General features: G+C 72.3%; 33 protein-coding genes and 1 pseudogene. 31 read left to right on the top strand and 3 right to left on the bottom strand.

The window, feature by feature from the left end:
- Window positions 1–466: 466 nt before the first annotated feature.
- The 9 genes from ABT354_RS17125 to ABT354_RS17085 all read left to right on the top strand — a co-directional run bounded on the left by ABT354_RS17125 (window position 467) and on the right by ABT354_RS17085 (window position 8353).
- The gene (locus ABT354_RS17125) at window positions 467–1564 is read left to right on the top strand and encodes a C40 family peptidase (RefSeq protein ID WP_351494384.1); all 1098 of its coding nucleotides are present in this window, start codon (window positions 467–469) and stop codon (window positions 1562–1564) included.
- A 70-nt stretch (window positions 1565–1634) separates the two neighbouring features.
- Entirely contained in the window at window positions 1635–1943 is a 309-nt protein-coding gene (locus ABT354_RS17120; protein ID WP_351494382.1) for a DUF6112 family protein, read from the top strand.
- Window positions 1943–2659: a hypothetical protein gene (locus tag ABT354_RS17115; protein WP_502983433.1), complete on the top strand. Its 717-nt coding sequence runs from the start codon at window positions 1943–1945 to the stop codon at window positions 2657–2659. The genes ABT354_RS17120 and ABT354_RS17115 overlap by 1 nt, the downstream gene beginning before the upstream one ends.
- Before the next feature lie 26 nt (window positions 2660–2685).
- Window positions 2686–4263, top strand: a complete 1578-nt coding sequence (locus tag ABT354_RS17110; protein ID WP_502983432.1) for an SCO6881 family protein — start codon at window positions 2686–2688, stop codon at window positions 4261–4263.
- A gap of 85 nt (window positions 4264–4348) precedes the next feature.
- Window positions 4349–5818, top strand: coding sequence for an SCO6880 family protein (locus tag ABT354_RS17105; RefSeq protein WP_351494378.1), 1470 nt, complete (start codon window positions 4349–4351; stop codon window positions 5816–5818).
- 19 nt (window positions 5819–5837) lie between these two features.
- Window positions 5838–6245 (top strand): DUF6238 family protein, encoded by a 408-nt coding sequence (locus ABT354_RS17100; RefSeq protein WP_351494375.1) that lies wholly within the window; start codon window positions 5838–5840, stop codon window positions 6243–6245.
- A 16-nt stretch (window positions 6246–6261) separates the two neighbouring features.
- Complete coding sequence (locus ABT354_RS17095; protein WP_351494373.1) at window positions 6262–7764, top strand: putative type IV secretion/conjugal transfer ATPase; 1503 nt, start codon at window positions 6262–6264, stop codon at window positions 7762–7764.
- Between the two features lie 82 nt (window positions 7765–7846).
- Window positions 7847–8017, top strand: coding sequence for a hypothetical protein (locus tag ABT354_RS17090; protein WP_351494371.1), 171 nt, complete (start codon window positions 7847–7849; stop codon window positions 8015–8017).
- Between the two features lie 54 nt (window positions 8018–8071).
- On the top strand, window positions 8072–8353 hold the full coding sequence (locus ABT354_RS17085) for a hypothetical protein (protein ID WP_351494369.1): 282 nt from the start codon (window positions 8072–8074) through the stop codon (window positions 8351–8353).
- 257 nt (window positions 8354–8610) lie between these two features.
- Here ABT354_RS17085 and ABT354_RS17080 read toward each other — a convergent pair whose 3' ends face one another.
- Window positions 8611–9006 (bottom strand): lipocalin/fatty-acid binding family protein, encoded by a 396-nt coding sequence (locus tag ABT354_RS17080; RefSeq protein ID WP_351494367.1) that lies wholly within the window; start codon window positions 9004–9006, stop codon window positions 8611–8613.
- Between the two features lie 261 nt (window positions 9007–9267).
- Here ABT354_RS17080 and ABT354_RS17075 point away from each other — a divergent pair, with 261 nt between their 5' ends.
- Together ABT354_RS17075 and ABT354_RS17070 are read left to right on the top strand one after the other, a co-directional pair.
- A complete protein-coding gene (locus tag ABT354_RS17075) occupies window positions 9268–9765 on the top strand; it encodes a hypothetical protein (RefSeq protein WP_351494365.1) in 498 nt (165 codons plus the stop codon).
- 29 nt (window positions 9766–9794) lie between these two features.
- Complete coding sequence (locus ABT354_RS17070) at window positions 9795–10541, top strand: hypothetical protein (protein ID WP_351494363.1); 747 nt, start codon at window positions 9795–9797, stop codon at window positions 10539–10541.
- 679 nt (window positions 10542–11220) lie between these two features.
- Here the strand turns inward: ABT354_RS17070 and ABT354_RS17065 are convergent.
- Window positions 11221–11598, bottom strand: a complete 378-nt coding sequence (locus ABT354_RS17065) for a hypothetical protein (RefSeq protein WP_351494362.1) — start codon at window positions 11596–11598, stop codon at window positions 11221–11223.
- Window positions 11599–11833: 235 nt separating this feature from the next.
- On the opposite strand from ABT354_RS17065, the gene ABT354_RS17060 reads away from it, so the two are divergent.
- From ABT354_RS17060 to ABT354_RS16980, 17 genes and pseudogenes are all read left to right on the top strand, one after another.
- Window positions 11834–12040: a hypothetical protein gene (locus tag ABT354_RS17060; protein WP_351494360.1), complete on the top strand. Its 207-nt coding sequence runs from the start codon at window positions 11834–11836 to the stop codon at window positions 12038–12040.
- A 30-nt stretch (window positions 12041–12070) separates the two neighbouring features.
- Window positions 12071–12523, top strand: a complete 453-nt coding sequence (locus ABT354_RS17055) for a hypothetical protein (protein ID WP_351494358.1) — start codon at window positions 12071–12073, stop codon at window positions 12521–12523.
- A gap of 142 nt (window positions 12524–12665) precedes the next feature.
- On the top strand, window positions 12666–14396 hold the full coding sequence (locus ABT354_RS17050) for a type IV secretory system conjugative DNA transfer family protein (RefSeq protein WP_351494496.1): 1731 nt from the start codon (window positions 12666–12668) through the stop codon (window positions 14394–14396).
- Window positions 14397–14475: 79 nt separating this feature from the next.
- Window positions 14476–14682, top strand: coding sequence for a hypothetical protein (locus ABT354_RS17045; protein ID WP_351494356.1), 207 nt, complete (start codon window positions 14476–14478; stop codon window positions 14680–14682).
- The gene (locus ABT354_RS17040) at window positions 14679–15842 is read left to right on the top strand and encodes a DnaB-like helicase N-terminal domain-containing protein (protein WP_351494354.1); all 1164 of its coding nucleotides are present in this window, start codon (window positions 14679–14681) and stop codon (window positions 15840–15842) included. Before ABT354_RS17045 ends, ABT354_RS17040 begins: the two co-directional genes overlap by 4 nt.
- On the top strand, window positions 15839–16426 hold the full coding sequence (locus tag ABT354_RS17035) for a hypothetical protein (protein ID WP_351494352.1): 588 nt from the start codon (window positions 15839–15841) through the stop codon (window positions 16424–16426). The genes ABT354_RS17040 and ABT354_RS17035 overlap by 4 nt, the downstream gene beginning before the upstream one ends.
- Window positions 16416–16607, top strand: a pseudogene (locus tag ABT354_RS17030) (DNA cytosine methyltransferase); the annotation flags it as partial. The gene ABT354_RS17035 and the pseudogene ABT354_RS17030, both read left to right, overlap by 11 nt.
- A 91-nt stretch (window positions 16608–16698) precedes the next feature.
- Window positions 16699–17421 (top strand): DNA cytosine methyltransferase, encoded by a 723-nt coding sequence (locus ABT354_RS17025; RefSeq protein ID WP_351494494.1) that lies wholly within the window; start codon window positions 16699–16701, stop codon window positions 17419–17421.
- A gap of 20 nt (window positions 17422–17441) precedes the next feature.
- Window positions 17442–17600: a hypothetical protein gene (locus ABT354_RS17020; RefSeq protein WP_351494351.1), complete on the top strand. Its 159-nt coding sequence runs from the start codon at window positions 17442–17444 to the stop codon at window positions 17598–17600.
- A 103-nt stretch (window positions 17601–17703) separates the two neighbouring features.
- Window positions 17704–18273 carry a DUF4913 domain-containing protein gene (locus ABT354_RS17015; RefSeq protein ID WP_351494349.1) on the top strand — a complete coding sequence of 190 codons (570 nt, stop codon included), beginning with the start codon at window positions 17704–17706 and terminating at the stop codon, window positions 18271–18273.
- A 1-nt stretch (window position 18274) separates the two neighbouring features.
- Window positions 18275–19066 (top strand): hypothetical protein, encoded by a 792-nt coding sequence (locus ABT354_RS17010; protein ID WP_351494347.1) that lies wholly within the window; start codon window positions 18275–18277, stop codon window positions 19064–19066.
- Entirely contained in the window at window positions 19063–19527 is a 465-nt protein-coding gene (locus tag ABT354_RS17005; RefSeq protein WP_351494345.1) for a hypothetical protein, read from the top strand. The genes ABT354_RS17010 and ABT354_RS17005 overlap by 4 nt, the downstream gene beginning before the upstream one ends.
- Window positions 19528–19555: 28 nt before the next feature.
- Window positions 19556–20059 carry a hypothetical protein gene (locus ABT354_RS17000; RefSeq protein ID WP_351494343.1) on the top strand — a complete coding sequence of 168 codons (504 nt, stop codon included), beginning with the start codon at window positions 19556–19558 and terminating at the stop codon, window positions 20057–20059.
- Window positions 20060–20079: 20 nt separating this feature from the next.
- A complete protein-coding gene (locus ABT354_RS16995) occupies window positions 20080–20874 on the top strand; it encodes a winged helix-turn-helix transcriptional regulator (RefSeq protein ID WP_351494341.1) in 795 nt (264 codons plus the stop codon).
- A gap of 32 nt (window positions 20875–20906) precedes the next feature.
- Window positions 20907–21761, top strand: coding sequence for an SPDY domain-containing protein (locus ABT354_RS16990; RefSeq protein WP_351494339.1), 855 nt, complete (start codon window positions 20907–20909; stop codon window positions 21759–21761).
- Between the two features lie 60 nt (window positions 21762–21821).
- On the top strand, window positions 21822–22298 hold the full coding sequence (locus ABT354_RS16985; protein ID WP_351494337.1) for a hypothetical protein: 477 nt from the start codon (window positions 21822–21824) through the stop codon (window positions 22296–22298).
- 154 nt (window positions 22299–22452) lie between these two features.
- The gene (locus tag ABT354_RS16980; RefSeq protein ID WP_351494335.1) at window positions 22453–22848 is read left to right on the top strand and encodes a hypothetical protein; all 396 of its coding nucleotides are present in this window, start codon (window positions 22453–22455) and stop codon (window positions 22846–22848) included.
- Here the strand turns inward: ABT354_RS16980 and ABT354_RS16975 are convergent.
- A complete protein-coding gene (locus ABT354_RS16975; RefSeq protein ID WP_351494333.1) occupies window positions 22845–23006 on the bottom strand; it encodes a hypothetical protein in 162 nt (53 codons plus the stop codon). The two genes, ABT354_RS16980 and ABT354_RS16975, sit on opposite strands and share 4 nt — an antisense overlap.
- Before the next feature lie 215 nt (window positions 23007–23221).
- Between ABT354_RS16975 and ABT354_RS16970 the strand changes: the two genes are divergently transcribed.
- From ABT354_RS16970 to ABT354_RS16960, 3 genes are all read left to right on the top strand, one after another.
- Entirely contained in the window at window positions 23222–23599 is a 378-nt protein-coding gene (locus ABT354_RS16970) for an SPDY domain-containing protein (protein ID WP_351494331.1), read from the top strand.
- Between the two features lie 31 nt (window positions 23600–23630).
- On the top strand, window positions 23631–23849 hold the full coding sequence (locus ABT354_RS16965) for a hypothetical protein (RefSeq protein ID WP_351494329.1): 219 nt from the start codon (window positions 23631–23633) through the stop codon (window positions 23847–23849).
- Between the two features lie 260 nt (window positions 23850–24109).
- Window positions 24110–24343 carry a hypothetical protein gene (locus ABT354_RS16960; RefSeq protein ID WP_351494327.1) on the top strand — a complete coding sequence of 78 codons (234 nt, stop codon included), beginning with the start codon at window positions 24110–24112 and terminating at the stop codon, window positions 24341–24343.

Raw genomic sequence — 24343 nt, 5'->3', positions numbered from 1 at the left:
AACGCCCTGTCCGGGGTGAGCGGTGCCGCGAACAGTAGCCGTCTTTCCCGGCCGTACCCAATGACGTGATCCGGGTTTCCGGGGTCGTTTGGTGCGGCCGGATTTCCCTCCTACAGTCCCCCTCGTGTTCGCCGCTCCGGGCCCTGACCTGGGGCCGGTTGAGCTGTGCTGTTGCGTGCTGCCCCGTCCAGGAGACGAGGGCGCAGGTCTATCGCGGAGGGGCTTTTCCTGTGTGGCGGGTGAGATTACGAGGGCGGCTTGCTGCCGCTTCTGAATGACGGGCCCGGTGTCCGGGAGTTAGCCGCTCCCGGACACCTTCCCCGCCCTCTTCTTCTCTTTCTTCTTTGACCCGCCCGCCTCCCGGTGACCTTTTCGACGAGAAAGCCGGGGCCGGGCGGCCTACACGCAAGGAGCCGTCAATGCGGCATGTTCAGATACGCCCCTCGCCTCGTTCGACGGGGCGGTCGTGAAGAAGGTCGCGGTGATCGCGGGCGGGGTCGCGCTGGCCCCACTGCTGCTGATCGCCCCGGTCGCCGTCGCCCTGGTCGGCGCCACCAACGCACAGGCAACCTGCGACACCGGTGCACAGGGGGTGGATACAGGGGCGGTCGCCGCGCAGGTGGAGTCGATCCTGAACGGCGGGGACGGCGGCGGCGTTTCGGTGCCGGGCCTGACCAGTCCGAAGGAACAGATTCCGCACGCGCGGACGATCCAGGCCACCGGGGTGGCGATGAAGGTCCCCGTCCGCGGGCAGATCGTCGCGCTCGCCACCGCCCTCCAGGAGTCCGGCCTCCGCAACCTCGACTACGGGGACCGGGACTCGCTGGGGCTGTTCCAGCAGCGGCCGTCGATGGGCTGGGGCACCCCGGAGCAGGTCCGGGACCCGGTGTACGCCTCGACCAAGTTCTACGAAGGGCTGCTCAAGGTCTCGGGCTGGGAGTCGATGACCGTGACCCAGGCCGCGCAGGCGGTGCAGCTCTCCGGTTTCCCGGACGCGTACGCGAAGTGGGAGCCGCTGGCGACCGCGCTGCAGAAGGCCATCACCCCCACCCTCACCGAGGGCGGCGACACCCCAGGCACTCCTGCTGGTTGTGGTCCTGGTGGTGATGGGTCGGAGTTCGGTCCGATCCCGGCCGGGGTACTGCCGAAGGGGTACGAGATCCCGTCCGACGCACCGAAGTCGGTACAGACGGCGATCCGCTGGGGTCTCGGTGCCCTGGGCACCCCGTACCAGTGGGGCGGCACCTGTGCCGATCCGCAGGGGCAAGACCCGATGGGGCGGTGCGACTGCTCGTCCCTGATGCAGATGGCCTACAAGGCCGGCGGCGTCTCCCTGACCCGGACCACGTACACCCAGGTCAAGGAGGGCAAGCCGGTCGGCGTCGGGTCGATCAGGCCGGGTGACCTTCTGTTCACCCGGGGCACGGCCCAGGTCCCGGAGCACGTCGGCCTTGCTATCGGCTCGGGTCTGATCCTGCACTCCCCGCGCACCGGCGACGTCGTCAAGATCGCCACCCTCGCGGAGTGGCGGCCGGACATCCTCGCCGTCCGCCGCATCGTCTGACGCCCCCGCGTCCACCTCCCCCTCCCTCTTCCTCCCGGGCATTCGTATGCCCTGAAACAGGAGTCTTGTGGTGAATCTCAGCCAGTCAGGTCAGTTCCTGGCCTTCAACCCCGGTATCAAGCCTGCGGACGGCGGTCTGCCCGGTCTGGACGTCCTGAAGGACGTCATCAGCTCGATCAACCTCTTCGGGATCATCGCGGTGGTCGGGGCGCTCGCGGTGTCGGCGCTGGTGTGGGCCTGGGGCCACCACTCCGGCGGGCACCAGGCGGAGGCGAACGGCAAGAAGGGCACCGTCGTCGCCGCCGGGTGCGCGCTGCTGCTGGGCGCGGCGAACGGCATCGTCAGTTTCTTCTCCGCGATGGGCACCCAGGTCAACTGATGCCCACACACGAGAAGAAACGTTCCTTCCATCGCAGCCCGAGGGGTTCTCTGGTACCGGGTCCGGGGTCGTCGGTGTTGCACCGGTCCCTGATCGTGGCCGTGGTGCTGGCGCTGCTGACCGGGGTCGCTGGTCTGGTCGCCTTCCTCACCCGTGAGGACACCCCTACCACCGCCGAGCAGGGCTCGGTGCCGGAGACGCGGCAGTTGGCTCCGCCGGCTCCGGCCCCGGTGAAGGTCCCGAAAGGGGGCCAGGTGGCGGCGCCCGTGAACACGTCCGATCCGGTGGAGTTCGCCAAGTCCGCCGCGAAGGTGCTGTGGTCGTACGACACCCGCCGCCTCTCCCAGCCCGAGCACATCGCCGGGCTCAAGAAGTGGATGACCAGCGAGAAGAAGTACGCGGACTGGGCGTCCGTGTCGGACTTGGTGCCGGATCCGGTGCTGTGGTACCGGATGGGCGACCAGGCCCAGTACGCGACCGCGACGGTCGGCGAGGGGCACTTCCCGCAGGCGTTCAAGTCCGCGCTCGCCGCCGATCCGGGGGCGATCACCGACGCGTACATCTACGCGGTCACGGTCACCGGCCGTCAGTCGATCGCCTGGACCGGCTCCGACAAGGGCACCGGGGCCGAGCCCCGGTCCTCGACCCTCGCCGTCCAGTGCCGCCCCGACAAGGCGTGCCGCCTCGCGGCCGTCCTGCCCACCACCGCCCCGTGACCACCTCGTACGAAAGGAGGTGAACCATGCCTTCAGCATGTGATCTGCCCCTGATGAACACGGTCTGCGACGCCGTCGGCGGCGTGGCGAGTTCGACCGGCCAGGCCATCACGGACGGCATCGGCGCCTGGATCGCCAAGTCCATGGGCGAGATGGCCCAGGCCGCTGCCGACCTCGCCGCGCAGGCCGTGGACAAGACCACCGCCGTCGACCTCAACGCGACCTGGTTCCGCGAGAACTACGAGCTGCTGCTCCCGATCGGCCTGGTCATGATCGTCGGCACGTTCTGCCTGCAGCTCATACGGGCTGCGTGGCGGCGGGATGAGCGGGCCCTGTTCCAGGCCGTGACCGGCACGGTCGCCGGGGTGTTCTTCGCCTTCGCCGCCATCGCCTGCACCACCATCGCCCTCACCATCGTGGACGCCCTGTCCGCCGGCTTGTTCAAGGCGGCGAACTCCTCGGTCGACGACGCGATCCGCCGTGTCGTCAAGGTCAATTCCTACGGGGCGATGTACGGGCTCGGCTGGGGCATCCCCGCGATCGTCGCCCTCGGCGCCACCATCGGCGCCTTCCTCTACTGGGCCGTCATGGTCGCCCGGAAGGTCGGCATCCTCATCCTGGTCACTCTGGCGGTGTTCGCCGGGGCCGGTGGCGGCTGGGAGGTCGCCCGCCGCTGGCGGCGCGGCTGGATCGAGGCCACCAGCTCCCTGATCGTCTCCAAGCTGCTGATGACGATCGTGTTCCTCCTCGGCGTCTCCGCCATGGGCAAGACCGACCCGGCCGACGGTCTCGGCGCGCTGTCGGACGCCATGGCCGGAATCGTGATCATGGTTCTGGTGCTGCTGTGCCCGTACGCGACCTACAAGTTCGTGCACTGGGCTGCCGACGGCGGCGGGCAGGACGATCTGCACCGCACCGGCGTCGCCGGGGTCACGGTCGCGGCCGGGGCGGCGAAGACCGCAGGCCAGCTCGCCATGCAGGCGGGCACGGGTATGCCTGCTCCGCAGGGTCCGGCGAAGGTCCCTGGCCAGGGCGCCGGGGGTGTCGCCGCCGGGATCAACCCGGCCGGAGGCAGCACCTCGCCGGAGGGGATCAGCGGGGACGAGCCGCCGCAGACCACCTTCCGGTTCGGCGAGGACCCGAACGCCACCGGCGACAAGGGCCAGCCCCTCATCCGCCGCCCCCGCACCGACGGCGACCGCGGCAAACCGCTCATCCAGCGCCCTGGCCAGCCCACCGGCACCGGCGGTGTGACCGGCGGATCATCCGCAGGAGCCACCGGGACGACCGGGACAGCGACCGGAGCGACCAGCACACCGGCACCCACCGGCACCGCTGCCGCACCCGTCTCCGACACGGCTGCCTCGGGCCCCGCACCCGCTGGTCCGGGAACCACCAGCCCGAGCGGCTCGGCGACCGCGCCAGGCCCAGCGCCCGCAGGGGCACCGACCGGTCCTCCGCCCGTGGCCCAGGCGGTGTCCACACCGCCGACCACGCCCCCGCCGGCTCCGCCGGGGCTGAGTCCGCAGGGCGGTACGACCCCGGCCCGGTGGGTCTACCCGAAGCCGCCCACCGGTCTGGGCGGCTCGGACCCCCGGTCCTGACCGGCTGACCGGCACCCCTGGGGGCGGACCCACCCGTCCGCCCCCAGGGGGCACCCCCTCATCTTCTTGAAGGACGACACCACCCATGCACCCTGACGTCTCCGCTTCCCCGGCTCCGGCCACGGTGAAGTTCCCCCACCGCTCCCGCCGGGGCATCCTGCTCGGGCTGACCGCACCGCAGCTCGTCGCCGTCTCCCTGACCGGCCTGCTCCTCCTCGCCGTCCTCATGTCCACGGGCGTCCCCGGCGCGCTGAAGCTCATCCCCCTGTGGACCGTGATCCTCGTGGCCGTGTTCGTCCGCTACCGGGGACGGTCGCTCGCCGACTGGGCCCCGATCGCCCTCCGCTACGCGACCCGGCGGGCGAAGGGGCAGCTCGTGTGGCTGACCCGGCCCTCGTCCCGGCCCCGGCGGGAGGGTCTGCTCCATCTTCCGGGCACGGCCGCCTCGCTGCGGGTGGTCACTTCCCCCGACCGCCGTACCGGCGCCGTGCACGACCCGCACCAGGGCACCCTGACCGCCGTGGTCCGGGTCTCCTCGCGGGCGTTCGCGCTGCTCGACCCGGCCGCGCAGAACCACAACGTCGCCGGGTGGGGCCGGACCCTGGCAGCGCTGTCCCGGACCGGGCACATCGCCCGGGTGCAGGTGCTGGAGCGGACGGTCCCGGACTCTGGTGACGCGCTCCAGCGGTACTGGTCCGAGCACGGGAACCCGGACACCCATCTCGCCGGGCCCGTCTACACCGATCTCCTGACCGCTGCCGGTCCGGCCGCCGCCCCGCACGAGAGCTACGTCGCCATCGCCCTCGATCTGAAGGCCGCCCGCCGTCTGATCAACCAGGCCGGCGGCGGACTCACCGGGGCATTCTCCGTACTGACCCAACTCACCGGCACGTTCGACCAGTCGGTGCGCAACGCCGGTCTCACCCCGGGCGGGTGGCTGACCGCGGGCGAGATCGCGGCCGTGATCCGCACCGCCTACGACCCGAAGGCGGGCGCGGCCCTCGACCAGTGGTCGGACACCGACCGGCCCCAGGCCGACCCCGCCGCCGCCGGGCCGGTGGTCCTGGTGGAGAAGGCGGACCGGATCGAGACCGACACTGGCCACCACGCCACGTTCTGGATCGAGAACTGGCCCCGGATCGAAACCGGTGCGGGCTTCCTGCACCAGCTCCTGTTCACCTCCGGCGTCCGCCGCACCCTTTCCCTGACCTACGCGCCGAAGGGCCTGGACGCGGCGCTCAAGGACGTGCAGCGGAAGAAGGCGACGGTCATCGCGGACGCGGCGGAGCGGCAGCGCAAGGGCCAGGTCGACTCCGAGGAGGACAACGTCGAGTACGCGGACATCAAGAACCGCGAACGCGAACTCATCGCCGGCCACGCCGATGTCGCCCTCACCGGGCTCGTGACCGTCTCCGCCGACACCCCCGACCAGCTCAACTCCGCCTGCGCGGCGATCGAGACCGCGGCCGTCGCTGCGCTGGTCGATCTGCGTCCGCTGACCTGGCAGCAGGCCGAGGCATTCACCAACGCCGCCCTGCCGCTCGCCCGGCCGTGACCCGGGGACCGAGAAGCCGATGCCGACCGACCTGGCGTTCGCCACCGAAGCCCTCGATTTCCACCGGGCGATCACCGTCCCCGACGGCCCGCTCGCCGCCACCCGCCCGGAACTGGACGCCCTGCACCAGCACTGCCTCGCCCTCTACGCCCTCCTCGACGCCCACACCACCCGCACCACCCCCATCGACCGCGCCGGGGGCGAAGTCCTGAAGGCGGCGCGGGTGCGGCTGTGGCAGGCGGCCGAGCACCTGCACGCCGCCTGGCACCGCGCCCCCGCCACCGACGCCGACCGGTTCCTCGTCCGCAGCGGGTGCCGTCCCCGGCTGCCAGTGTGCGGGCGCCACCTGCGGATGTCCGTACGGGTCCGCCACACCCACACCCCCGCCGAACTACGGGCCCCCTTCACCGGCCCCGACCGCCTCTGACCTGGAGCACCCACCGATGCCTGTACGTCCCCGGGCCACCGCCAGCCCGCTGTTCACCCCCCACCGCACCGACCGCCGCTCCTCCCGGCGGTCGAAGGCCGAGTTCACCGCCGCGCAGGCCAAGGCCCGCCACGCCACCCGCCCCGACACAGTCAGGGCCACCAGCGGACCGGACCCCGAACTCCAGCCCACCTATCCGGCCGCTGGCCGCCCCGGTCCGGCTTCCGCCCGGGGCGGACACCTCAAGCTCCCCGCCCACCGGATGACGACCGCCGTCGCCAGCGGCGCGTACCCCTTCCTCGCCGAGGGCGGCCTCGGCGCGCAGGGGATGTACGTCGGCCAAGACGTCCACGCCGAAGCCAGCTTCTGCTACGACCCGTTCGCCCTCTACGGGCGGCTGGAGGGATTCACCAACCCGAACATCCTGCTGGCCGGGATCATCGGCATGGGCAAGTCCGCCCTCGCCAAATCCCTCGCCCTGCGGGCCACCGCCTTCGGCTACCGGATCTACGTCCCCTGTGACCCGAAGGGCGAGTGGACGGTCGTCGCGCGAGAGCTGGGCGGGCAGACCATCGCGCTGGGGCCCGGTCTCCCCGGCCGGCTGAACCCGCTGGACGCGCCGGAGAAGCCGTACGGGATCAGCGACGAGGACTGGACGACCGAGGTCCGTAAACGGCGTCTTCTCCTCCTCGGTTCGCTGGCGAAGACAGTGCTCCGCCGGGAGCTGCACCCGATGGAGCACACCGCTCTGGACATCGCGCTCGACCAGGTCGTCGCGTACACGCAGCAGACAGGGACGACGCCGTTGCTCGGCGATGTCGCCTTCGTTCTCGGCTCGCCCCAGCATCTCGACGCCGCGACCGGCGAGTCGTCGGGGCGGCTCGGGCGGGCTGCCGAGGATCTCGCCCACGCCCTGCGCCGCATGATCCACGGTGACCTCGGCGGCATGTTCGACGCCCCGTCGACCGTGCGGTTCGATCCGTCGGCGCCGATGCTGTCGATCGACCTGTCCCGGCTCGGCGGCACCGGCGACGACACGGGGCTGGTGCTGGCGATGACGTGTGCGTCGGCGTGGATGGAGGCGGCGATCTCCGACCCCACCGCCGGGCGCCGCTGGGTGATCTACGACGAGGCGTGGCGGGTGATGCGGCATGTCGCCCTGCTGGAGCGGATGCAGTCCCAGTGGAAGCTGTCCCGGGGTCTGGGCATCGCCAATGTCATGGTCATCCACCGGCTGTCCGATCTGCTGACCGCGGGCGAGGCAGGCTCCCGGAGCCGCGCCCTCGCCGAGGGCCTCCTCACGGACTGCTCGACGCGGATCATCTACCGGCAGGAAGCCGACCAGCTCGCCTCCGCCGCCGCCCTCCTCGGCCTCACCGGCGTCGAGACCCAGGCCGTATCGGCGCTCACCAAGGGGCGTGGTCTGTGGAAGGTCGCGGGCCGGAGCTTCATCACCCAGCACCTCCTCCACCCGGCCGAGCGGACGCTGTTCGACACGGACGCCCGGATGGCTGCCTGACCCGCCCTCTTCCGGCGGGGCTGCTCGTCCTCGGCCGGTGGCCCCGCCTTCACTCCTCCTCTATACAAGGAGCGTTACCCCGGTGTTCCGACGCCGCCTCCGCCGAGCCATCGGCAAGCTCGTACGGCTCTACCTCGACACCTGCACGGCCAACTCCGGTCACGGCCGCGTTCATCTCGGCGCCGACGCCTTCGGCACCCAGCCCAGCACCCGCCGCACCCGGCACCGTTCCAGCCGGGACGGGGAGCGCTGACCGTGGACGAGCCCGTTCATCCGTCTGGCGGCCTCGATCGAGGCCGGGGAGAAGGTGCTGGCCGACTGGGACGCCGTCTCCGACGGCCTGTGCGACGCCGAGGGCTGGCACTACGCCCTGACCTGGAACGAGAACGCGGGCGCCCTGGTCGAGATCGCCCAGGCCGCCCAGCCGCTCGCAGTCCCGGGCCCAGAAGCCTCCCGGGCGCTCCGGGCCGAGGCCGCCCGCTCCCGCTCACCCCACGCCGGGCTCCTCCCCGGGCCTGCCCCGGCTCCGACCAGCACCGTCCCGGCGGCCGTTCCCATCGCACGTCACCAGCGGCCGGGGGCGCGCTGATTCGCCCTTGGTGCAGCTGGTGCCGGGAGGGCGGACCGCAGACAGGGGAGCACAGACGGTGCTGTTGCCGGCGGGTTTGGGAAGTCCGTTCTGGATCGGGACGTTGCTCTTCCCACCCGGTTCCCGTTGCCCCGGGCGGAGGGGTTGCCGCCCAGGTTGCTGCCGGCCGAGGGCTCTCGGCCGGCGGACATGGCCTGGCCGCCGTCGTCACGGTCCTGGCCCCGGGCGTGTCGGCATGCTGTGGTGCGCGAAAGGTTTCAGAGGCGCTTGAACACGCGGGTGGCCGTTATGCCTTTGGCGGCATAGGTGACCGTCATTCCGGTCGGGCTGTAGTCCCTGATCACCTGGCTCTGATCGCCCCCGATCTTCTGGACCAGGATCAGCTTGTCCCCGTCCTTGGCGAACACCGACTTCGCGGTGCGTCCGTCCTCCGACACCTGATCGAAGGGCTCGCCGAGAGTGAACGTCACCTTCCAGACCTTGAGCTGAGTCGTGTGGGACAGCTCCCAGGGTCCGTCGCCGGTCGTGAGCTCCTCGGTGGGAGTGGCCTTCTCGGCCAGGTTCCGCTGGATCATGCCGACGCCCACGGCCTTCAGATACTCGCCGTAGTTGTCACTGCTGGTCATCTCCCACTTGCCCGATTCGATAGCCATGCGGAACCCCTCCTGGTCGTCATGCGATGCGCACCGGCGCGGACTGCGCCGTGTCGGCCTCCACGCTACAGACCAAGATCATCATCAGCCTAATGGTCCTGGCCACCCTGCCCACGTCGGCGTCTAGCGGAATATCGCGGCCTGGCCAAACCGGCACCCGGGGCTGATCCTCATCACCCCTGCCCCGCCCCGGCGGGCATCCGGCCCGTACACGCCGGCCTGCGCCCCTCGTATCCACTTCCCTCTTCGAGGAGTCCCTTCATGGCTGTGAAGACCATCTGGCCCGTCGAGCATGCCTGCGGGCACAGCGTCGATGCCGACCTGTCCGCCCGTCCGGCTGATCAGCGGGCGGGGTACGCCCGGTGGCTGGCCGGGCGGGACTGCACCGACTGCTGGCAGGCCACCCGCACGCAGGACGCCGAGGCCACCGCGTCCTGGCTGGCCGGGCAGCGGGCCGCCGAGGCGGAGGCAGCGCGGGGGTGGGAGGTGGAGTTCCGGATGCCGCCGCTGGAGGGCGGCGAGCGCGCGGTCGCCTGGGGTGCGCGGTGCCGCCATCAGCTCGTCACCGCCGCGTACGCCGCCCTCGTCACCGAGGGCACCACCAGCGAGGCGGAGTGGGCGGAGCTGGAGGACGCGGTGCGGCCGGTGACACGTGCCGGTTGGTGGATCGACCAGCGCGAGGCCAGCCCGGCCGATCTGCCGGAGCTGCTGGCCGCCGCCACCGGGACGGACCGGCCCACCGAGAACCCCCACTTCTGATCCCCGCCCCTCACCCTCTGGAGCCCTTGATGTCCGAGTCCGAGCAGCCGCATGTGGTGATCGTCCGTGAGTGGGGCGGCAACGTCGCCGCCATCCCCCAGGGCGGTTTCCGGCGGGCCGAGCACGGCGTCCTGGCCGTGGAGATGCTGCGGCATGCCGGGTTCATCAACGACCACGGCCTGGTCTCCCGGCAGTACCGGCTGCACTGGGACATGGGCCGGGAGTACGAGAACCGGCAGGCCACCTCGGCGGCGAAGATGCTCACCGCCGCCGGCTTCCGGGTCGACCTCGACCCCACCCTCGACACCGACCGGCTCACCACCCCCTCCGATCCGAGCGGACTGCGCATTCTCGGGCAGCAGCTCCTGCGGCTGACCGACCGGCTCAACGGCGCCGAGTCCCCGGCCAAGGCCGCAGACATCACCGAGCACGTCCTGGACCCGGTCGACGGGGTCCTGGTGCGGCTGTCGGAGTTCTTCGAGGCGGCGGTCGACCAGGCCCGGGAGCCCGGGACCGACGAGGGCTGGGAGCTGGCCGACCGGTTCGAGACCGCCGCCGCGACCCTCTTCGCCCTCGGCGAGGGCCTCGACGGCACCACCACCGAACTGCGGGCCCTGGGCGAGGGCCAGCCGGCTGCCGCCCCGGCGTGGCGGGCCCAGGTCACCGACTACTACGCCACCGCACCGGCCAGGGCTGCGGCCCCGCCCTCCGGTGAAGCCCAGCCCGCTGTGAACCCCGATCCCGCTCCAGGCCGTTCCGCCCCCCGTTCCCGCTGACCAGGAGGTACAAGCATGACCACCGTCCCGTCCCCGGCCACCAACGCCGCCGGACTCGCCAACAACGCCCTGGCCTCCTTGACCGACCGTCTGCTGGAGGCCGACGAGACGAGCGCGATCGCCGCCGAGGTGCGACCGTTCTTCGACCCCGATCACGGAGCGCTGGGTCAGGCAGCCTCCGTCCTCTGGGCCGTCGGGGACCACGCCCAATCCCTGATGCTGTCGATGGCCGAGAGCGATCCGGCCTACCGGCCCTGGCACCAACTGGCCGCCGCTGCTGAGCACCTGGGCGACCTCCAGACCGAACTCGCCGCCACGGCAGACACCCGGCGTCGGGGACCAACGGAACAGCCAGTAACGCTAAGCCGGTTTCCGCAGGTCGCGGCTCCCCCGGCCGCGTCCCTCAGGACGGCTTCGCAGAACTCACCGGTTGTGAGAGGGGTTCTGCGAGAACCGGTCTGGGCAAACGTGCTCGGCGCCGACCAGCAAGAACGGTTCTCACAACCGGTCATTTATGAGAATCACCATGCGCAACGATCGTCGCCCAGAGCCATACGACACTCCGCCACGGCGCGGCGGGATGGGCCCGAAACAGGACTGAGCCCCGCGGACAGCGGGGCTCAGTCGAGTTCGGACTGGCGGGGTCCGGTTCACGTAGCGGGATGTGCGGGTGCGTGTCTCAGGCGTGGCCGGCCCTGGTTGACGGGGCTTCGAGCGGGTGGTCGGTGTTGGTTCCGGACGCCCACAGCGGGGACCCATCCTTGGCGTACAGGACGACGTTGCGGTCGGCCTGCACCACCAGCCGCTCGCCGTCCCGGCCGTTGGTGTCGGTGGCCCACACCGCGGTGTCGTCCCCGTCGTAGAGGACGAAGTTGCCGTCGTCCTGGAGCACGGCCACACGCACCCCCCGGTCCCAGGTCTCGGTCGACCACACGGCACTGCCGTCCGGCTCGGTGAGCTCCAGGTTCCCGTGGTCACGCAGCGTCAGGGTGTAGGCACCACCCTGCAAAGACTCACCAAGACGAAGTACCTCGCCCACCCGCAGCGCGTCAGTCATGAATGTCCTTCCCGAAACGGGATTCACTGCCCCGCACGTCGTCACCCCGTGCACCGACAGCGGTCCCTCGCATGGTCTCGCGCCCCGGACGGGGCGCTCATACCGGTCAACGACCCGACCCCGGCAAACGGCACGCCTCGGCCATGGGGCAACGGCATCCGATCCTGGGCCGGCCCGGCCCAGGATGCCAAGAGGCTTCTACTCCAGCCAGGCCGATCGGCTGTGCTAGATGCCCATGATCACCGACTTAGCGTTAACCGCTGTACCGCTGTTCTCCGAGGTCGACACCCTCCATGCCCTGACCACCGGCCAGGGACCGGCGCTGCAGGAAGCCGCCCGCGCCCAGTCCCCCTCCCTCACCGGCCGGACCGTCTCCCCCTCGCCCGCCACCCCGACCGCCCGGACAGCGTCCGCCGTCCCGGACCAGCGCCGGGCCCGGTGACCACCCCGTTTTCTGCTGAAAGGTTCCTGCGTGTCCTTCCGTCATGAGGAGTCCGGCACCGCTGCCGCGATCTACCGCAAGCCCCTGAGCAGCGAGGTCATTGCCGACGCCACCGATTCCCTTGCCCACCAGGTGCTGCGGGAGTGCGGGTTCGTGGAGAACTCGGTGCCGCCGCTGTATGTGTGGCACGAGCTACCCGAAGGGCTCGGCGTCGAGGAGGAGAAGAGGCGGTCCACCCGCGCCACGGTTCTTCTGCGGGCCGCCGGGTTCGACGCGGAACTCGACCCGTCGCTCGTCTCCGAGGCGGCGTACCGGGCCGTGCTGACGGAGGTCCGCACCAGCCGGGCCGACCGGAGCGCGGCGGCCACCGCCACCTCACCCGCCGCGACCACCCGCGCGCCCGCCGTTCCGGAGCAGACCGTACCTGCGGCGAGCCGCCCGTCCGCCACCGCCCCGCCCTCCTCCGCCTCCCGCCGTCACTGAAGGAGTTCGTCGTGTTCGTGGTCACCAGAGCCCCGGGCCATCCCCGCCCCGCCGCCCGTCCGCCTGCTCCGTCTGGGACTGCTCTGTGTCTTCTTCTCGTCCGCCCTCGGCCACCACCGGGACCGACTTCCTCCTCTATCTGATGCTCGGCGCAGCCGCGCTCGCTATGGGGGCCGGGTTCCTGACATGGCTGTTCGGTAACCTCGCCAACCTCCTCGTCGGCACCGGGGCCTGGGTCCCCTACGATCCCGCCGCCGCCCTGATCCGGCCCGAGGAGGTGTGGCCGGGCCTGCCCGAGGCGGCGCTCATCGCCGGGTGCCGGGTCCTGCCCGCCCTCGTCCTGTTCACCGGCGGGTTCTTCGGCGCGAAGCTCTGGCTGCGCTGGTGTGGCAGCACCAGCGGCCTGGCAACTGCCCGAGACCTGTCCGCGCTGCTGCCGAAGGAGGGCGTGGCGAAGGCGATCGGGCTGCGGCCGAGTCTGAAAGGCACGGCCCCGAAGGACGTGGCGCCCAACGACAGGGGTGTCCTCCTCGGCACCCTGAAGCCGGGACGGGCGGAGGTGCGGTCCTCGTGGGAGGACGTGCTGCTGGCGATCATGGCCCCGCGTTCCGGGAAGACCAGCGGTCTGGCGATCCCGGCGATCCTGCGGGCGCCCGGTCCGGTTTTGCTGACATCGAACAAGGCCGCGAACGACGCGTTCACCGCCACCGCGACGGCGCGGGCCGAGGTGGGGACGGTGTGGACGCTGGACCCGCAGCAGATCGCCCACGCACCCCGGGAGATGTGGTGGGACGTCCTCGCCGACGCCCACGATCTCGCCGGGGCACGGCGGCTGGCCGGGCACTTCGTCACCGCCTCGGTGGATGAGTCGTCTGCGGGGGACTTCTGGTCCACCGCTGCGGCGAACACGTTGACCGCTCTGTTCCTGGCGGCGGCGAACGACGGGCGGCCGATCACCGACGTGCTGGCCTGGCTCGCCTCGCCCGCCGACCGCACCCCGGTCGATCTCCTTCACGACGCGGGGCTCGACGCGGTCGCCGCGCAGCTCCAGGGCACCGTGGCCGGTGCCGTCGAAACCCGCGACGGCATCTACGAGACCGCCCGTCAGTACGCGAGCTGCCTCCTCGACCCGGAGATCGCCGCCTGGGTCACCCCGCCCCGCCGGTCGGAGAAGATCGCCGAGTTCCGCCCGGACGCGTTCGCCACCCGCCGCGACACGCTGTTCCTGCTGTCGAAGGACGGCGGCGGCTCCGCTTCGGCAATCATCGCTGCGGCGGCCGACGCGGTGATGCGGGCGGCGGTCATCCAGGCCGAGCGCGACGGCGGACGCCTCGACCCCTGCCTGCTCGCGATCCTGGACGAGGCGGCGAACGTGTGCAAGATCCAGGACTTGCCCGACCTCTACTCCCACCTGGGGTCCCGGGGCGTGATCCCGGTGACGATCCTCCAGTCCTACCGGCAGGGGGTCCGGGTCTGGGGCGAGAGCGGCATGGACGCGCTGTGGTCCGCGGCGACGGTCAAGCTGATCGGCTCCGGTATCGATGACGCGGACTTCGCCGACAAGCTTTCGCGTCTCGTCGGTGACCACGATGTCCGCACGGTGTCGGTGTCCACGAGCGAGTCGGGCAAGTCGACGTCGGTGTCGATGCGGCAGGAACGGGTGCTGCCCGCAGACGCGATCCGCGCGCTCCCGAAGGGCTCGGCCCTGCTGCTGGCCACCGGCATCCGCCCCGCCCTCCTCGACCTGAAGCCCTGGTACAAGGAGCCGGACGCCGCCCGCCACGGCGCGGCCTCCGCTGCGGCGACGGCCGCGATCACCGAGCGCGCCCTCGCCAAGACCCTCGGCCGCCACGACCTCGGACCCGCCGCATGACCCTCTTCTCCTTCTCCGGCCGGTGCAGACGGACTCCCCGCACCCGCCCTTCCCGTTCTCTCCGCCCTCTGGAGTCCTCGTGCCCTCCCCTTCTTCCGACCGTTCCGGCCCGCTGGGTGACGCCCCCGTCGTCCGCCGCAGCGGCAAGTGGTGGCTCACCACCCCCATCCTGTCCCTACGAGTCGATGACCCCGTGTTCGCCGCTGACCTGGACCGGTACGCCGCCGATCTCACCGACGCACAGCAGGCCATCACCACCCTCCGCTCCCGCCGAGGCCCGGAGTGAACCCGCTGGTGCGGGCCGAGCAGGCCGTGCTCGGCGCCGTGTTCCTCGACCCCGGCCAGCTCGAACGGCTCTCCCCGTGGCTGCGGCCCGAGCACTTCTACCGGCCCGCCCACCAGGCCCTCTACGCCTCTGCCCTCGCCCTGCGGGAGCGCGGCCATCCGGGGAGCACGGCGGCGGTCGGGGCGGTGCCAGTGTCGTGGGTCGCGGACGCGGTGACCGAGGCCGGCACCCGGACCCGGGGCGTGACGGCCTCGTACGCGCATCAGCTCGTCGCCGCCTGCCCCCGCCCGGAACACGCGGTGGTGTACGGGCGGATGGTGCTGGAGGGCGCCATCCACCGCACGGTCGCCGAGCACGCCGTCCGGCTCCACCAGGCCGCCCGCGCCGACACCGTCCGCGGCGGCACCGACGAAACCCTCCTCCGGGCCGACGCCCTCGCCACCGTGCTGGCGGACCTCGCACGCCGCTGGGGCACCGACCCCCGCCCCGTCCCACTCCCGACCCAACCGGAACCGGTGCCCCGGGCGACCGTGGTGGCGGACGGGGATCTCCTCGCGGACGAGGAGTTCCTGCTGGCCTGCCTCACCGCCAGTCCGGACCAGCTCGACGCGGTCGTCGGCTGGCTGCGGCCGGGCGACTTCGCGGACCCGGGGCATCAGCAGCTCTACCGGGCGCTCGGGGCCCTGCACCACCGGGGCGAACCCGTCGACCAGCTCACCGTGCTGTGGGAGGTCCAGCGGCGCGGCGCCCTCACCAGCGGTGACCTCGACGCCGAACGGGTCCTCGCGGTCTGCGACCCCCTGGCACTGGCCGGGTCCGCAGAGCACTTCGGCGAACAGGTCCTTGCCACTGCCCTGGTCCGTACGGCGGCCGAGTCCGCCCGGCAGATCCGGGCCCTGGCCGACGACGCATCCGTACCAGCGGGGCGGCTGATCGGGCACGCCCTGCACGCCCTCGGCCCGCTCGACGAGGCCCGCCGGCGGTGGCACACCGCCCGCACCGGCCCCGTACCCGAGAACCCGCCTGCGGCGAGGTCGTCGCCCGGCCGGGCGGAAGCGGCCCGTGCCCGCAGCCGCCCCCGCCGTACCTCGGCGCCGACTCCGGCCGCCGCTCCGGTCCCCGCTGTCCCTGCCCGTACGTCCCGACGGAGCCCTGCATGAACGACTTCACCGGACGGGCTGCCCTGGAGAGGGACGAGCTGTACGCGCTGGCCGACGAGGCCGAGGAACTCGGCGAGGAGATCACCGTCCCGGGCTCCCTCGCTGGTCTCCCGGACCTGGTCACCGCGTCCCAGGAACTCACCGCGCTGAACGGTCTGGTCAACGATCTGGCCGGCCACGTCATGCACCGGAACGCTCTCGGCAGCCCCGGGCCCGAACAGGGAACGGTCGTCCAGGGCTGCACCGCCGCCGCCGAGCACGCGGGGCAGGCGGTGGCGAACTTCACCCGCGCGTACAGCCAGCTCGGCCAGCTCCACCACCGCGCCGAAACCCTCCCGGCCGCGAACACCAACGCGACCTTCCGCCTGCTCCGCCACCACCTGGAACTGTCACGGGAGAACCTGGACTCCGTCGCCCTGGAGCTGCGGACCGCGGCGGACACGATCGGCCGGCCCGCGCCCCAGGTCACCGCCGCGCTCAGCCGCTCGACCCAGCCGGTGCCCCCGGCCCGCCCCGAACACCGTGGCATCCCGGGAACCTGGGCCTTCCTCCCGCCCCCGTCGGCGCAGCGCCATGCCCGCTGAACACCTGCCGCCGCCGGGCGGGCGGCTGATCGGGAGCCTGTGCTCCGGGTACGGCGGCCTGGACCTGGGCGTCCAGACGGTCCTCGGCGGCCGGCTCGCCTGGCACGCCGACACCGACCCGGGGGCGTCGAAGATCCTGGCCCGGCACTGGCCCGGGGTACCGAACCTCGGCGACATCTCGACGGTGAACTGGGCGACCGTTCCGGGGGTGTGCGTCCTGACGGCCGGTTTCCCCTGTCAAAGACGTCTCGGTCGCCGGTCGCCGGGCCGGGCTGTCCGCGGGCACCCGGTCCGGTCTGTGGCACCACGTCGCCCGCGCCATCAACATCCTCCGACCCTGTCTGGTGGTGATCGAGAATGTCCGGGGGCTCCTCACCTCCCCCGCCGCCCCCGCCTCTGGCGAGCTGGAACCCTGCCCGTGGTGTCTGGGAAACCATGCAGGCCAGCCTGCTGTGCGGGCACTCGGTGCCGTACTCGGCTCCCTGGCCGACCTCGGGTTCGATGCGCGCTGGCGCGTGCTTCGAGCCTCCGACATCGGAGCACCCCACCGCCGCGAGCGGATCTTCCTCACCGCCTGGCCCCGCCACGCCGCTGTTGAAGACGCCGACGAGCAATATCGGGAAGAACGGCGGGAGCCAGCACCCGGTGAAACGGAAGCAAGGTGGGCACGGTCCGAATCTCGCGGACGAGGTGGAGTGGCTCCTGCCGACTCCGAAGGCGTCGGACGGGATCAAGGGGTCGCCGAACCAGCGGCACGGCAACGGCGATCTGACATTGCCCTCGGCGGCGGCCCGGCTGCTCCCGACGCCCAGGGCTACGGACACGGGCACTCCGGGGCGGCGGGCGGGAAGGGGTTCCGGCCGCCGCTGTCGGCGGTGGTCCTGCCGCTGTTCGCCGGGACGGACAGCGGTGGGGGCCCTACGCCTCCGCCGTCGCCCGATGGGAGAACGCCACCCGTCCGGCACCGGCGCCGACCGATGGCGCGGGCCGTCTGAGCCCGCGGTTTGTGGAGTGGATGCAGGGCCTCCCACCGGGCTGGGTCACCGACACCTCCGGGCTGGGGCGTCCCGCGCAGCTCACCGCGCTCGGCAACGGCGTCGTCCCCCAGCAGGCGGCCCGCGCGGTCGAGCGGCTCGCCCCGCCCCTGGGCCACTGCGCCCACGGGGCGGGGTGAACCCCGGCTTCTACACCGGGGTTCCCGGCCGGGGCAAACCGGGATTTCTCCGGACCATCGGCAGCCCAACACCCTTCCGATCTACGCAAAGTGAGGGCTGTCGATGTCCGAACCACTCCCGAACGAGCCGGTCCGTGTCGCGGACCACGACCTGAACGACCTGGTCTCCACCGTGAACCGGCTCGTCACCGAGGCCCAGCGGCAGGGCGAAACCATCGCCCGCCTCTCCGGCGAGGACGCCGAAGAGGGCCCTGGCGAGGCCGAACCGACCAGCACCGATGGCGGTCCGGCGGAGCCGGAGGGGCCGTCCTCGATCTTCATCCTGGCGCTGGCCGGGACGGCGTACGAGGAGGAACTCGCGGCCCTCGGAACCTGGGTGGAGCGGCTCCTGCTGCCGGTCTACGGGCGGGAGATCACCACCGGCCGCCCGTGGTGCTTCGAGTGGCGCGAGCACCCCGAGGCCATCGCCCGCCTGCACGGCCTGTGGCTGGCGTGGCAGCAGTTCACCGACACCGAAGCGGGCCTGGCGGGGCCGGCGACCTGGCACCGCGACCACCTCGACCCGACCTGGCTCCAGCTCCGCGCCCCCGACGGCCCGTTCGGCGCCTGCACCACCAGCCCTGCCCGGCCCAGCCACCGACTGCTGGCCGCGCCCGGTGCAGAGGTGAACTGACATGTCCACCAGCACCGCGCCGGACTACCGGCTCGACGGCTTCACCGCCGTCAACGAGGAGGTCGCGCACGATTTCTTCAGCGTGACGCTCGATGAGGACTCGTTCGTGCCCATGGCCGCCCACCACACCGCGGACGGCCGCGACAGCTACCTCCTGTTCCACGACCCGACGTACATCTACGACGTCCCCGGCACCGCCTCGTTCGTCGCCCTGCACATCACCCGCGACACCGAGCAGCGTACCTACCGGTTCGCCAGGGAGAAGCACCCCTTGGCGCCGCTGGCGCAGCACTGGCTCATCGAGCAGGGCTGCCCGCCCGAGGGCATTGAGCTGTTGAACCCCAACGGGCCGCGTCCTGCCGACGCGCTCACCGCCCGGCTGGAGGACCGTCTGCGGGTGAATCCCGAAGGCCGGTACGAGGTCTTCGACCACTACACCGGGGAGCCGGGCGGCTTCGACACCGGGATGGAGACCTGGGTCATCGTCCACGACACGCACCCCGACTCGGCGGATGCTCCCTACCGGCTCTTCCTCGAAGAAATCGCGCCGAGCCTGCGCACCTACACCCTGCGCGAAGGCGCGTTCCCCACCGCCGAGGCCGCCGAGGACTGGACCTGGAACACCGACAGGCCCCTGCCTTCGGCCCCCGACCCCCTCACGGCACGCACTGAGGCAGCGCGCTCCCGCTCTCCCCATGCCCCGGTACGGCTCGCCGTTCCCCCGGCCCCGGTGACCCCACCCCGGCCCGTCGTCTCGGCCGGGGCCGTCCCCGCCCGGCGGGGGTTGTCGTGAAGAGCGCCCGTTTCGGGTTCGCCGCGCACCCCGAGGCGCTGGAGGATCTACGGTCTGTGCCGGACAAGATCCGGGATCTGGCCCTGCTGGAACTCCAGCACCTGGTCCACGGGAACGAGCGCGGGGCGCGGATGCACCGGGAGCTGGCCGGCTGCCACAAGGTCTACGTCGACCCGCAGACCCGATGGCGGATGGTTATCCAGTTCCGCCCCGCCCCGCCCTCGTCTCAGCACCCGCGGGAGATCTTCCTGGTCGCGGTCGGCGAACGGTACGACAACACGGTCTACCGCACCGCCGCCGACCGCCTCCGCCGCCAAGCCACCACCGGGGCACCGGACCAGCGGGCCGAGGCCGCGCGCTCCCGCTCCCCGCACATGCGCACCGCCGACGCTCAGCCACCCCAGGCCCTCGCGCCGACCGCAGCCACCGCCCCGGCCGCTCAACGCCGGTCCCGTTCCTGAACCGCCCTTCCTCTCTTCTGGAGTTGTTGTGCACGGCACCCCGCCGCCCGGCCTCGGTACCCGTCTCGTCCGCGAGACGCTCGGTGCCGAATCGGCCGCCGATCTCCTCGGCCGCCATCCCTTCCTCAGCCCGTACGGGCAGCTGACCGCGCTGATCGCGGATGCCACGTTCAAGGTGGACGACCTGGACCAGCGCGTCCAGGAGCGGACCGCGCACATCGCCCGGGAGCTGGACTCCGTCCGCGGCGGGCAGAGCGCCGCCACCCTCGGCTCCGCCAGTACCGAGATCGCGCTGCTGTCCGCCCGGCGGGACCAGAGCGCCGAGCACCTGCGGACCATGGCCGGCGCCTACCGCCGCTCCCTCGCCAACGACACCGAGTACGCCCCCGCACAGGTGCAGGGGCTCGGGCAGGTGTCCCGGGCCGAGGCCGCCGTCTCCCGTACCCCCGGCGGCCCACCGACCGTCGTGGCCCCGGTGCCCCCGATCACCGGTCTACCCAGCGCCGCCGTCCCGGCCCGCCACAACCGCTGAACCGAACCGGAGACTCCACCATGCCCACCCTGCACTCGGTCCTGAACGGCCGTACCGAGTCCGTCGACCACGCCCTCAGCGTTCTCTCGCCGCGCTGGACCACCTGGACCCTTCAAACCCTGCGGCAGCACGAGACGATGCGGACGGCGGAGATCGCTTCGGCCATGCCGTGGAACACCAATGTGTACGCAGTCCAGCTCCTGGGACGGCTGCAGGCCCAGGGTCTCGTGCACCGGCCGGGCCACGGGACGTACGGGCTCACGACGTACGGGCGCGCGACCGAGCCCGTACACCGTGCCCTCTCCGACTGGCACCGCCAGAACTTCACCACGGTCACCGCCGACGCGGAACGCGCCGAGGACGTCCTCGCCCGGCTCCGCCCCGCCGGGACCACCGCCACCCTCGCCGCACTGGACGAGCACGGCCCGCTCACCTACCCCGAGGTCGTCGAGACGACCGGACTCCACCCCAGCTCGGCCTACCAACGCCTGACCCGCATGGAGCGCGACGGCCTGATCCTCCGGGACTCCCCGGGGCGGGGTGCCCGGTACGGGGTGAGCCCGGCGACCGAGCAGCTCGGCGACGCGTACACGGCCCTCGCCTCCTGGACCCCCGCCTCCGCAGACCCGGGGCCGGCTCCGGGCCGGCCGGTCCTCGTCCGGCCGCAGGCCGTGAGCAACGAGTGGGCGGCCGTCGCCGTCCAGCGCGCCCCCTCCACGGCGGCGGTCCCGGGGCTGTTCTCGCACCCGCCCGCGGCCCAGCCCCTGGTGCCGGCCGCCGTCACCGCGATCTCCCGCCCGCCCCGCACCCGCTGACCACCCCGCCCCCGAGGAACGGAGCCCCCGTCATGCCCCCTGCTGAAGAGATCGACGGCGACGTCTTCGTCTCCCCGGTGTATCTCGCCGGGTCCACCTACACCGGTGACCCGGCCCTGGTCCCCCTGCTCGCCGCCGGGTTCCACAGCCTGGACGACGACCTCGGCAACATCTATCTCTCCTCGCCCGACCAGCGAATACGCATCGGGTGGCTGCCCGAGGGCGAGGACGACGCCCTGTGGCGGATCACCGGCCACGAGCAGCCGTTCGCCCCGCCCCGGTGGCTGGCCACCTTCGACCACTACACCCCGGTCGAGGTGGTCGCCGCGTTCACCACCGCCCTCGCCGAAGACCATGCCCACGGCAGCAACGCCTCCGTCCACGACCGCCTCAACGCCTCGAAGACGGAGCCCCTGCGTCCTCTGGCCGAGGCGGGCTGGCGCGTCGACCACGGGCCCTACCTCAGTGTCAGCCAGCCGCCCGACCGGCTCGCCCTGGTCACCCGCATCAAAGGACGGCTGGACCACCACGAGGAGATCAGCGACCAGCGGTCGAAGTGGACCGTCAGCGGCGGCGCCTCCGGCTACTCCTCCGAGTGGCTCGGCACCTTCACCACGAACACCCCGACCCACCTGATCACGGCGACCATGAACCGGCTCGCCGACCCCACCCCCGTCGCCCGCTACAAGGACTACCTCCCGGAGCGCAACCGGGCCGCGTCCCACATCACCCCGGTCAAACCGCCGGTCCCCAGCCCGCTGGACATCCAGCGCGCGGCGGTCGCCCGGTCCCGGTCGACTGTGGCCCGGACGGTGATCGCCTCACCGGCTCTCGTGTACCGGACGACGACCGCGCTCCCGGCCGCCGCGTCGGCCCGGTACCGCTGAACCGGCGGGACATCTAAGGACACCCCACCGTCCGGTGGTCCGCCGCTCCCGTTCCAGCCGGTGACCTGGGTGACCGACCCCGAGCTGACCAAACGCCTGCGCCACGCGACCCAGACCCTCCTGGACTCCCTGCCCACGGTCATGGAGGACGGCCTGCCCTTCACCGACGCGCTCCACGGCGGCGCCCAGCACATCTGCGACACGGCGGAACTCGACTACGCGTGGGCCCCGATGATCGAGGCCGAAGCCGTCCGAGCGGTGACCCGGGAGGCCGGCCACGGCGAGCCGGCCCTGTTCACCCCGGAGTTGTCCCGGGCCGTCGAGCGCATCGAGTCCCTGCCTCTGGCTTACCAGCAGCGGCTCGTCCAGCGGGTCGCCGACCGCTACGCCGACCCCGGCCGGACTTCTGTACGGAGCGTGGTGGCGACCGCCGTCTCCCCGGCCCGGGGCACCACCCGGCCCCGGCATCCGGCCGGGCCGAACGTCCTCCCCTTCACCCCACGCCAGGGGCCGCCGCCCCGTTCACCCGGCCGCTGACCGCGCCCCCGCCCCTCGGAAGGACCCCCGTTGTCCCAGCCCCGCCGCCCTGGCCACCGCCGATACCGTCATCGAGGCCGCCTGGCAGCGGCCCGTCGACACCCTCCAGACCCTTCTGCGCGAAGGCCGCACCACCGACCCCACCCTGCTCACCGTGCTCCGGATTCGGCAGAGCCTCGTCTTCCCCGACGCCGAGATCACCAGTCACCAGGAGCGGCTCCACCACCTCACCCGCCCTGGCCACGTCCCTCTCCTCCACGAGCTGGACTCCGTCACCTCCGCCGCCGCCCAGCTCCGCACCGCCCACACCGAGGCCCACGCCCGCGTCCACGCCATCTGCGCCGTGATCGACGCCCACCCCGAGAACCAGCTCGCCAACCACCTCACCCGCGACCTCGACCGCTCGGCGGCCGTCCAGCCGCGCGCCGAGGCCGCCCGCGCCCGGACAACCACCCCCGTACCCGCAGCCCTGGCACCGGCGGTGGTGGGCACGCAGGCGGTGATCCCGGCGGGGGCACCGGCGGCCAAGCCTCGGGCCGGGCGGGGCTAACGCCCTTCGTCCCCGTCGGCGTCCGGGCGGACGAGGTCGGCGAGTTCCTCCACGGTCATCTCGATGCGGCGGCCGTCGGCCATCCGCGCCCGCGCCTGTGATGCCGCCCGGACGTCGTCGGCCAGCTCCGCGTACTCCCGGGCATCGTCCCTGTTCACCTTTCCACCTCCCCGTTGTCCTGCTTCTGTTCGATGGTGCCGCCCGTGGACAGCGTCCGCGGGCGGCACCTCCATTCCCACCGCCGGCCTGTCCGGGGCGGGATTCGCCCACGGCAGACACCCACCCGCCCGAACGGACTGGAACACATCTGCGGACCCATGTTCAAGTACGGGTGTCGGGAAAAACCCAGGTCAACGAAGGGATACCCGAACCCGTGACGCACTCCGCCCTCGCTCTTCCCCGCCCCGCGAAGCTCAGCCCCCTCCACACCCCGGCCGCCCGGGAATGGCCGCGCGGGTGCGGCTGCGCGGGACCCGTCTTCCCCTTCCTCGAAGCTCACGGCTGGGCCGTGATCACCGACCCGGACGCCAACGTCCACTGCACCAGCCCGGACGGCGGCATGTACGTCGGGTTCCTCCCCGAGGCCCCCGCCGCCCGCCACGGCGACCTCTGGCACATCCGCACCCTCGACGTGAACGGCGAACCCATTTGGGCGCAGACCTTCCCCGGCGGAATCCCCCCGCAGGCCGTCGCCGGGTTCCTCGCCGGACTCCTCGCCACGCCCACCGCCCTCTGCGCCCACTGCTCCTGACCCGTACCACCGTCCCCCCGGAGGACTGCCCGTGTCCCACAAGGTCACCGTGAACGCGTACCACCCGGACAGCACCGTCTGCCCGCCCGAGCACAAGTACACGACCAGCAACAGACCGCTCGCCGAAGGCTGCCCCGGCCGCACCGTGTTCTTCGCCATCTGCGCCTGCGGGAGCTGGTCCAGCACCGGCTCGGCGACCAAGGGCTACGCCGCCGAGATGGGCCGACGCCACCGCGCCGCCACCCGCTGACCACCCCCGCCCGTCTCCGAACCGGAGGTCCCCGTCCTGTCGAAGCCGCTGACCGTCGCCCAGCTCGTCCACCAGCTCCAGACCCTGAACCCCGCCCTCCCCGTCTTCCTCGCCGTCAACCCCGACTGGCCATACGGCCACAGCATCGGCCGGGTCATCGAGGGCACCGGCCTGGACGGCCCCGCCGTCTACATCGCCGAGGACGGCCAGGACCACGTCCTCCCACCCGCCGTCACCACCGAACTGGACTGGACCGACGCATGACCCCGCCCACCACGGGCCTCTTCCCCCTGCGCGAGGTCACCCGCCGCCCCGTGCCGGACGGTTACCGGGGAGCCCTCGTCCGCGAGGTCTCCCCCTGCCCCGGCGACATCCTCCGCGCCACCTGGCACCCCACCCCCGTCCGCCGGGACCGGCTCGGCCCCGGCGCCTCTTCCTCACCTGGACCCCGGGTTCCTGCGGCGGCATGGACGTCACCGCTCACCTCGGCCTGA

The sequence above is a fragment of the Streptomyces sp. NPDC000594 genome (assembly GCF_040299965.1).
GTDB lineage: Bacteria > Actinomycetota > Actinomycetes > Streptomycetales > Streptomycetaceae > Streptomyces.
This window is presented reverse-complemented; position numbering and strand designations above follow the sequence as displayed.

Coding starts and splice junctions, on each gene's coding strand:
- ABT354_RS17050 (WP_351494496.1), top strand. CDS start 12,666: ATGCTCGGCGCAGCCGCGCTCGCTATGGGGGCCGGGTTCCTGACATGG.
- ABT354_RS17100 (WP_351494375.1), top strand. CDS start 5,838: ATGCCGACCGACCTGGCGTTCGCCACCGAAGCCCTCGATTTCCACCGG.
- ABT354_RS17015 (WP_351494349.1), top strand. CDS start 17,704: ATGTCCGAACCACTCCCGAACGAGCCGGTCCGTGTCGCGGACCACGAC.
- ABT354_RS17060 (WP_351494360.1), top strand. CDS start 11,834: ATGATCACCGACTTAGCGTTAACCGCTGTACCGCTGTTCTCCGAGGTC.
- ABT354_RS16990 (WP_351494339.1), top strand. CDS start 20,907: ATGCCCCCTGCTGAAGAGATCGACGGCGACGTCTTCGTCTCCCCGGTG.
- ABT354_RS17070 (WP_351494363.1), top strand. CDS start 9,795: ATGTCCGAGTCCGAGCAGCCGCATGTGGTGATCGTCCGTGAGTGGGGC.
- ABT354_RS17075 (WP_351494365.1), top strand. CDS start 9,268: ATGGCTGTGAAGACCATCTGGCCCGTCGAGCATGCCTGCGGGCACAGC.
- ABT354_RS17110 (WP_502983432.1), top strand. CDS start 2,686: ATGCCTTCAGCATGTGATCTGCCCCTGATGAACACGGTCTGCGACGCC.
- ABT354_RS16960 (WP_351494327.1), top strand. CDS start 24,110: ATGACCCCGCCCACCACGGGCCTCTTCCCCCTGCGCGAGGTCACCCGC.
- ABT354_RS17105 (WP_351494378.1), top strand. CDS start 4,349: ATGCACCCTGACGTCTCCGCTTCCCCGGCTCCGGCCACGGTGAAGTTC.
- ABT354_RS16995 (WP_351494341.1), top strand. CDS start 20,080: ATGCCCACCCTGCACTCGGTCCTGAACGGCCGTACCGAGTCCGTCGAC.
- ABT354_RS17035 (WP_351494352.1), top strand. CDS start 15,839: ATGAACGACTTCACCGGACGGGCTGCCCTGGAGAGGGACGAGCTGTAC.
- ABT354_RS17115 (WP_502983433.1), top strand. CDS start 1,943: ATGCCCACACACGAGAAGAAACGTTCCTTCCATCGCAGCCCGAGGGGT.
- ABT354_RS17020 (WP_351494351.1), top strand. CDS start 17,442: ATGCAGGGCCTCCCACCGGGCTGGGTCACCGACACCTCCGGGCTGGGG.
- ABT354_RS17080 (WP_351494367.1), bottom strand. CDS start 9,006: ATGGCTATCGAATCGGGCAAGTGGGAGATGACCAGCAGTGACAACTAC.
- ABT354_RS17010 (WP_351494347.1), top strand. CDS start 18,275: ATGTCCACCAGCACCGCGCCGGACTACCGGCTCGACGGCTTCACCGCC.
- ABT354_RS17095 (WP_351494373.1), top strand. CDS start 6,262: ATGCCTGTACGTCCCCGGGCCACCGCCAGCCCGCTGTTCACCCCCCAC.
- ABT354_RS17065 (WP_351494362.1), bottom strand. CDS start 11,598: ATGACTGACGCGCTGCGGGTGGGCGAGGTACTTCGTCTTGGTGAGTCT.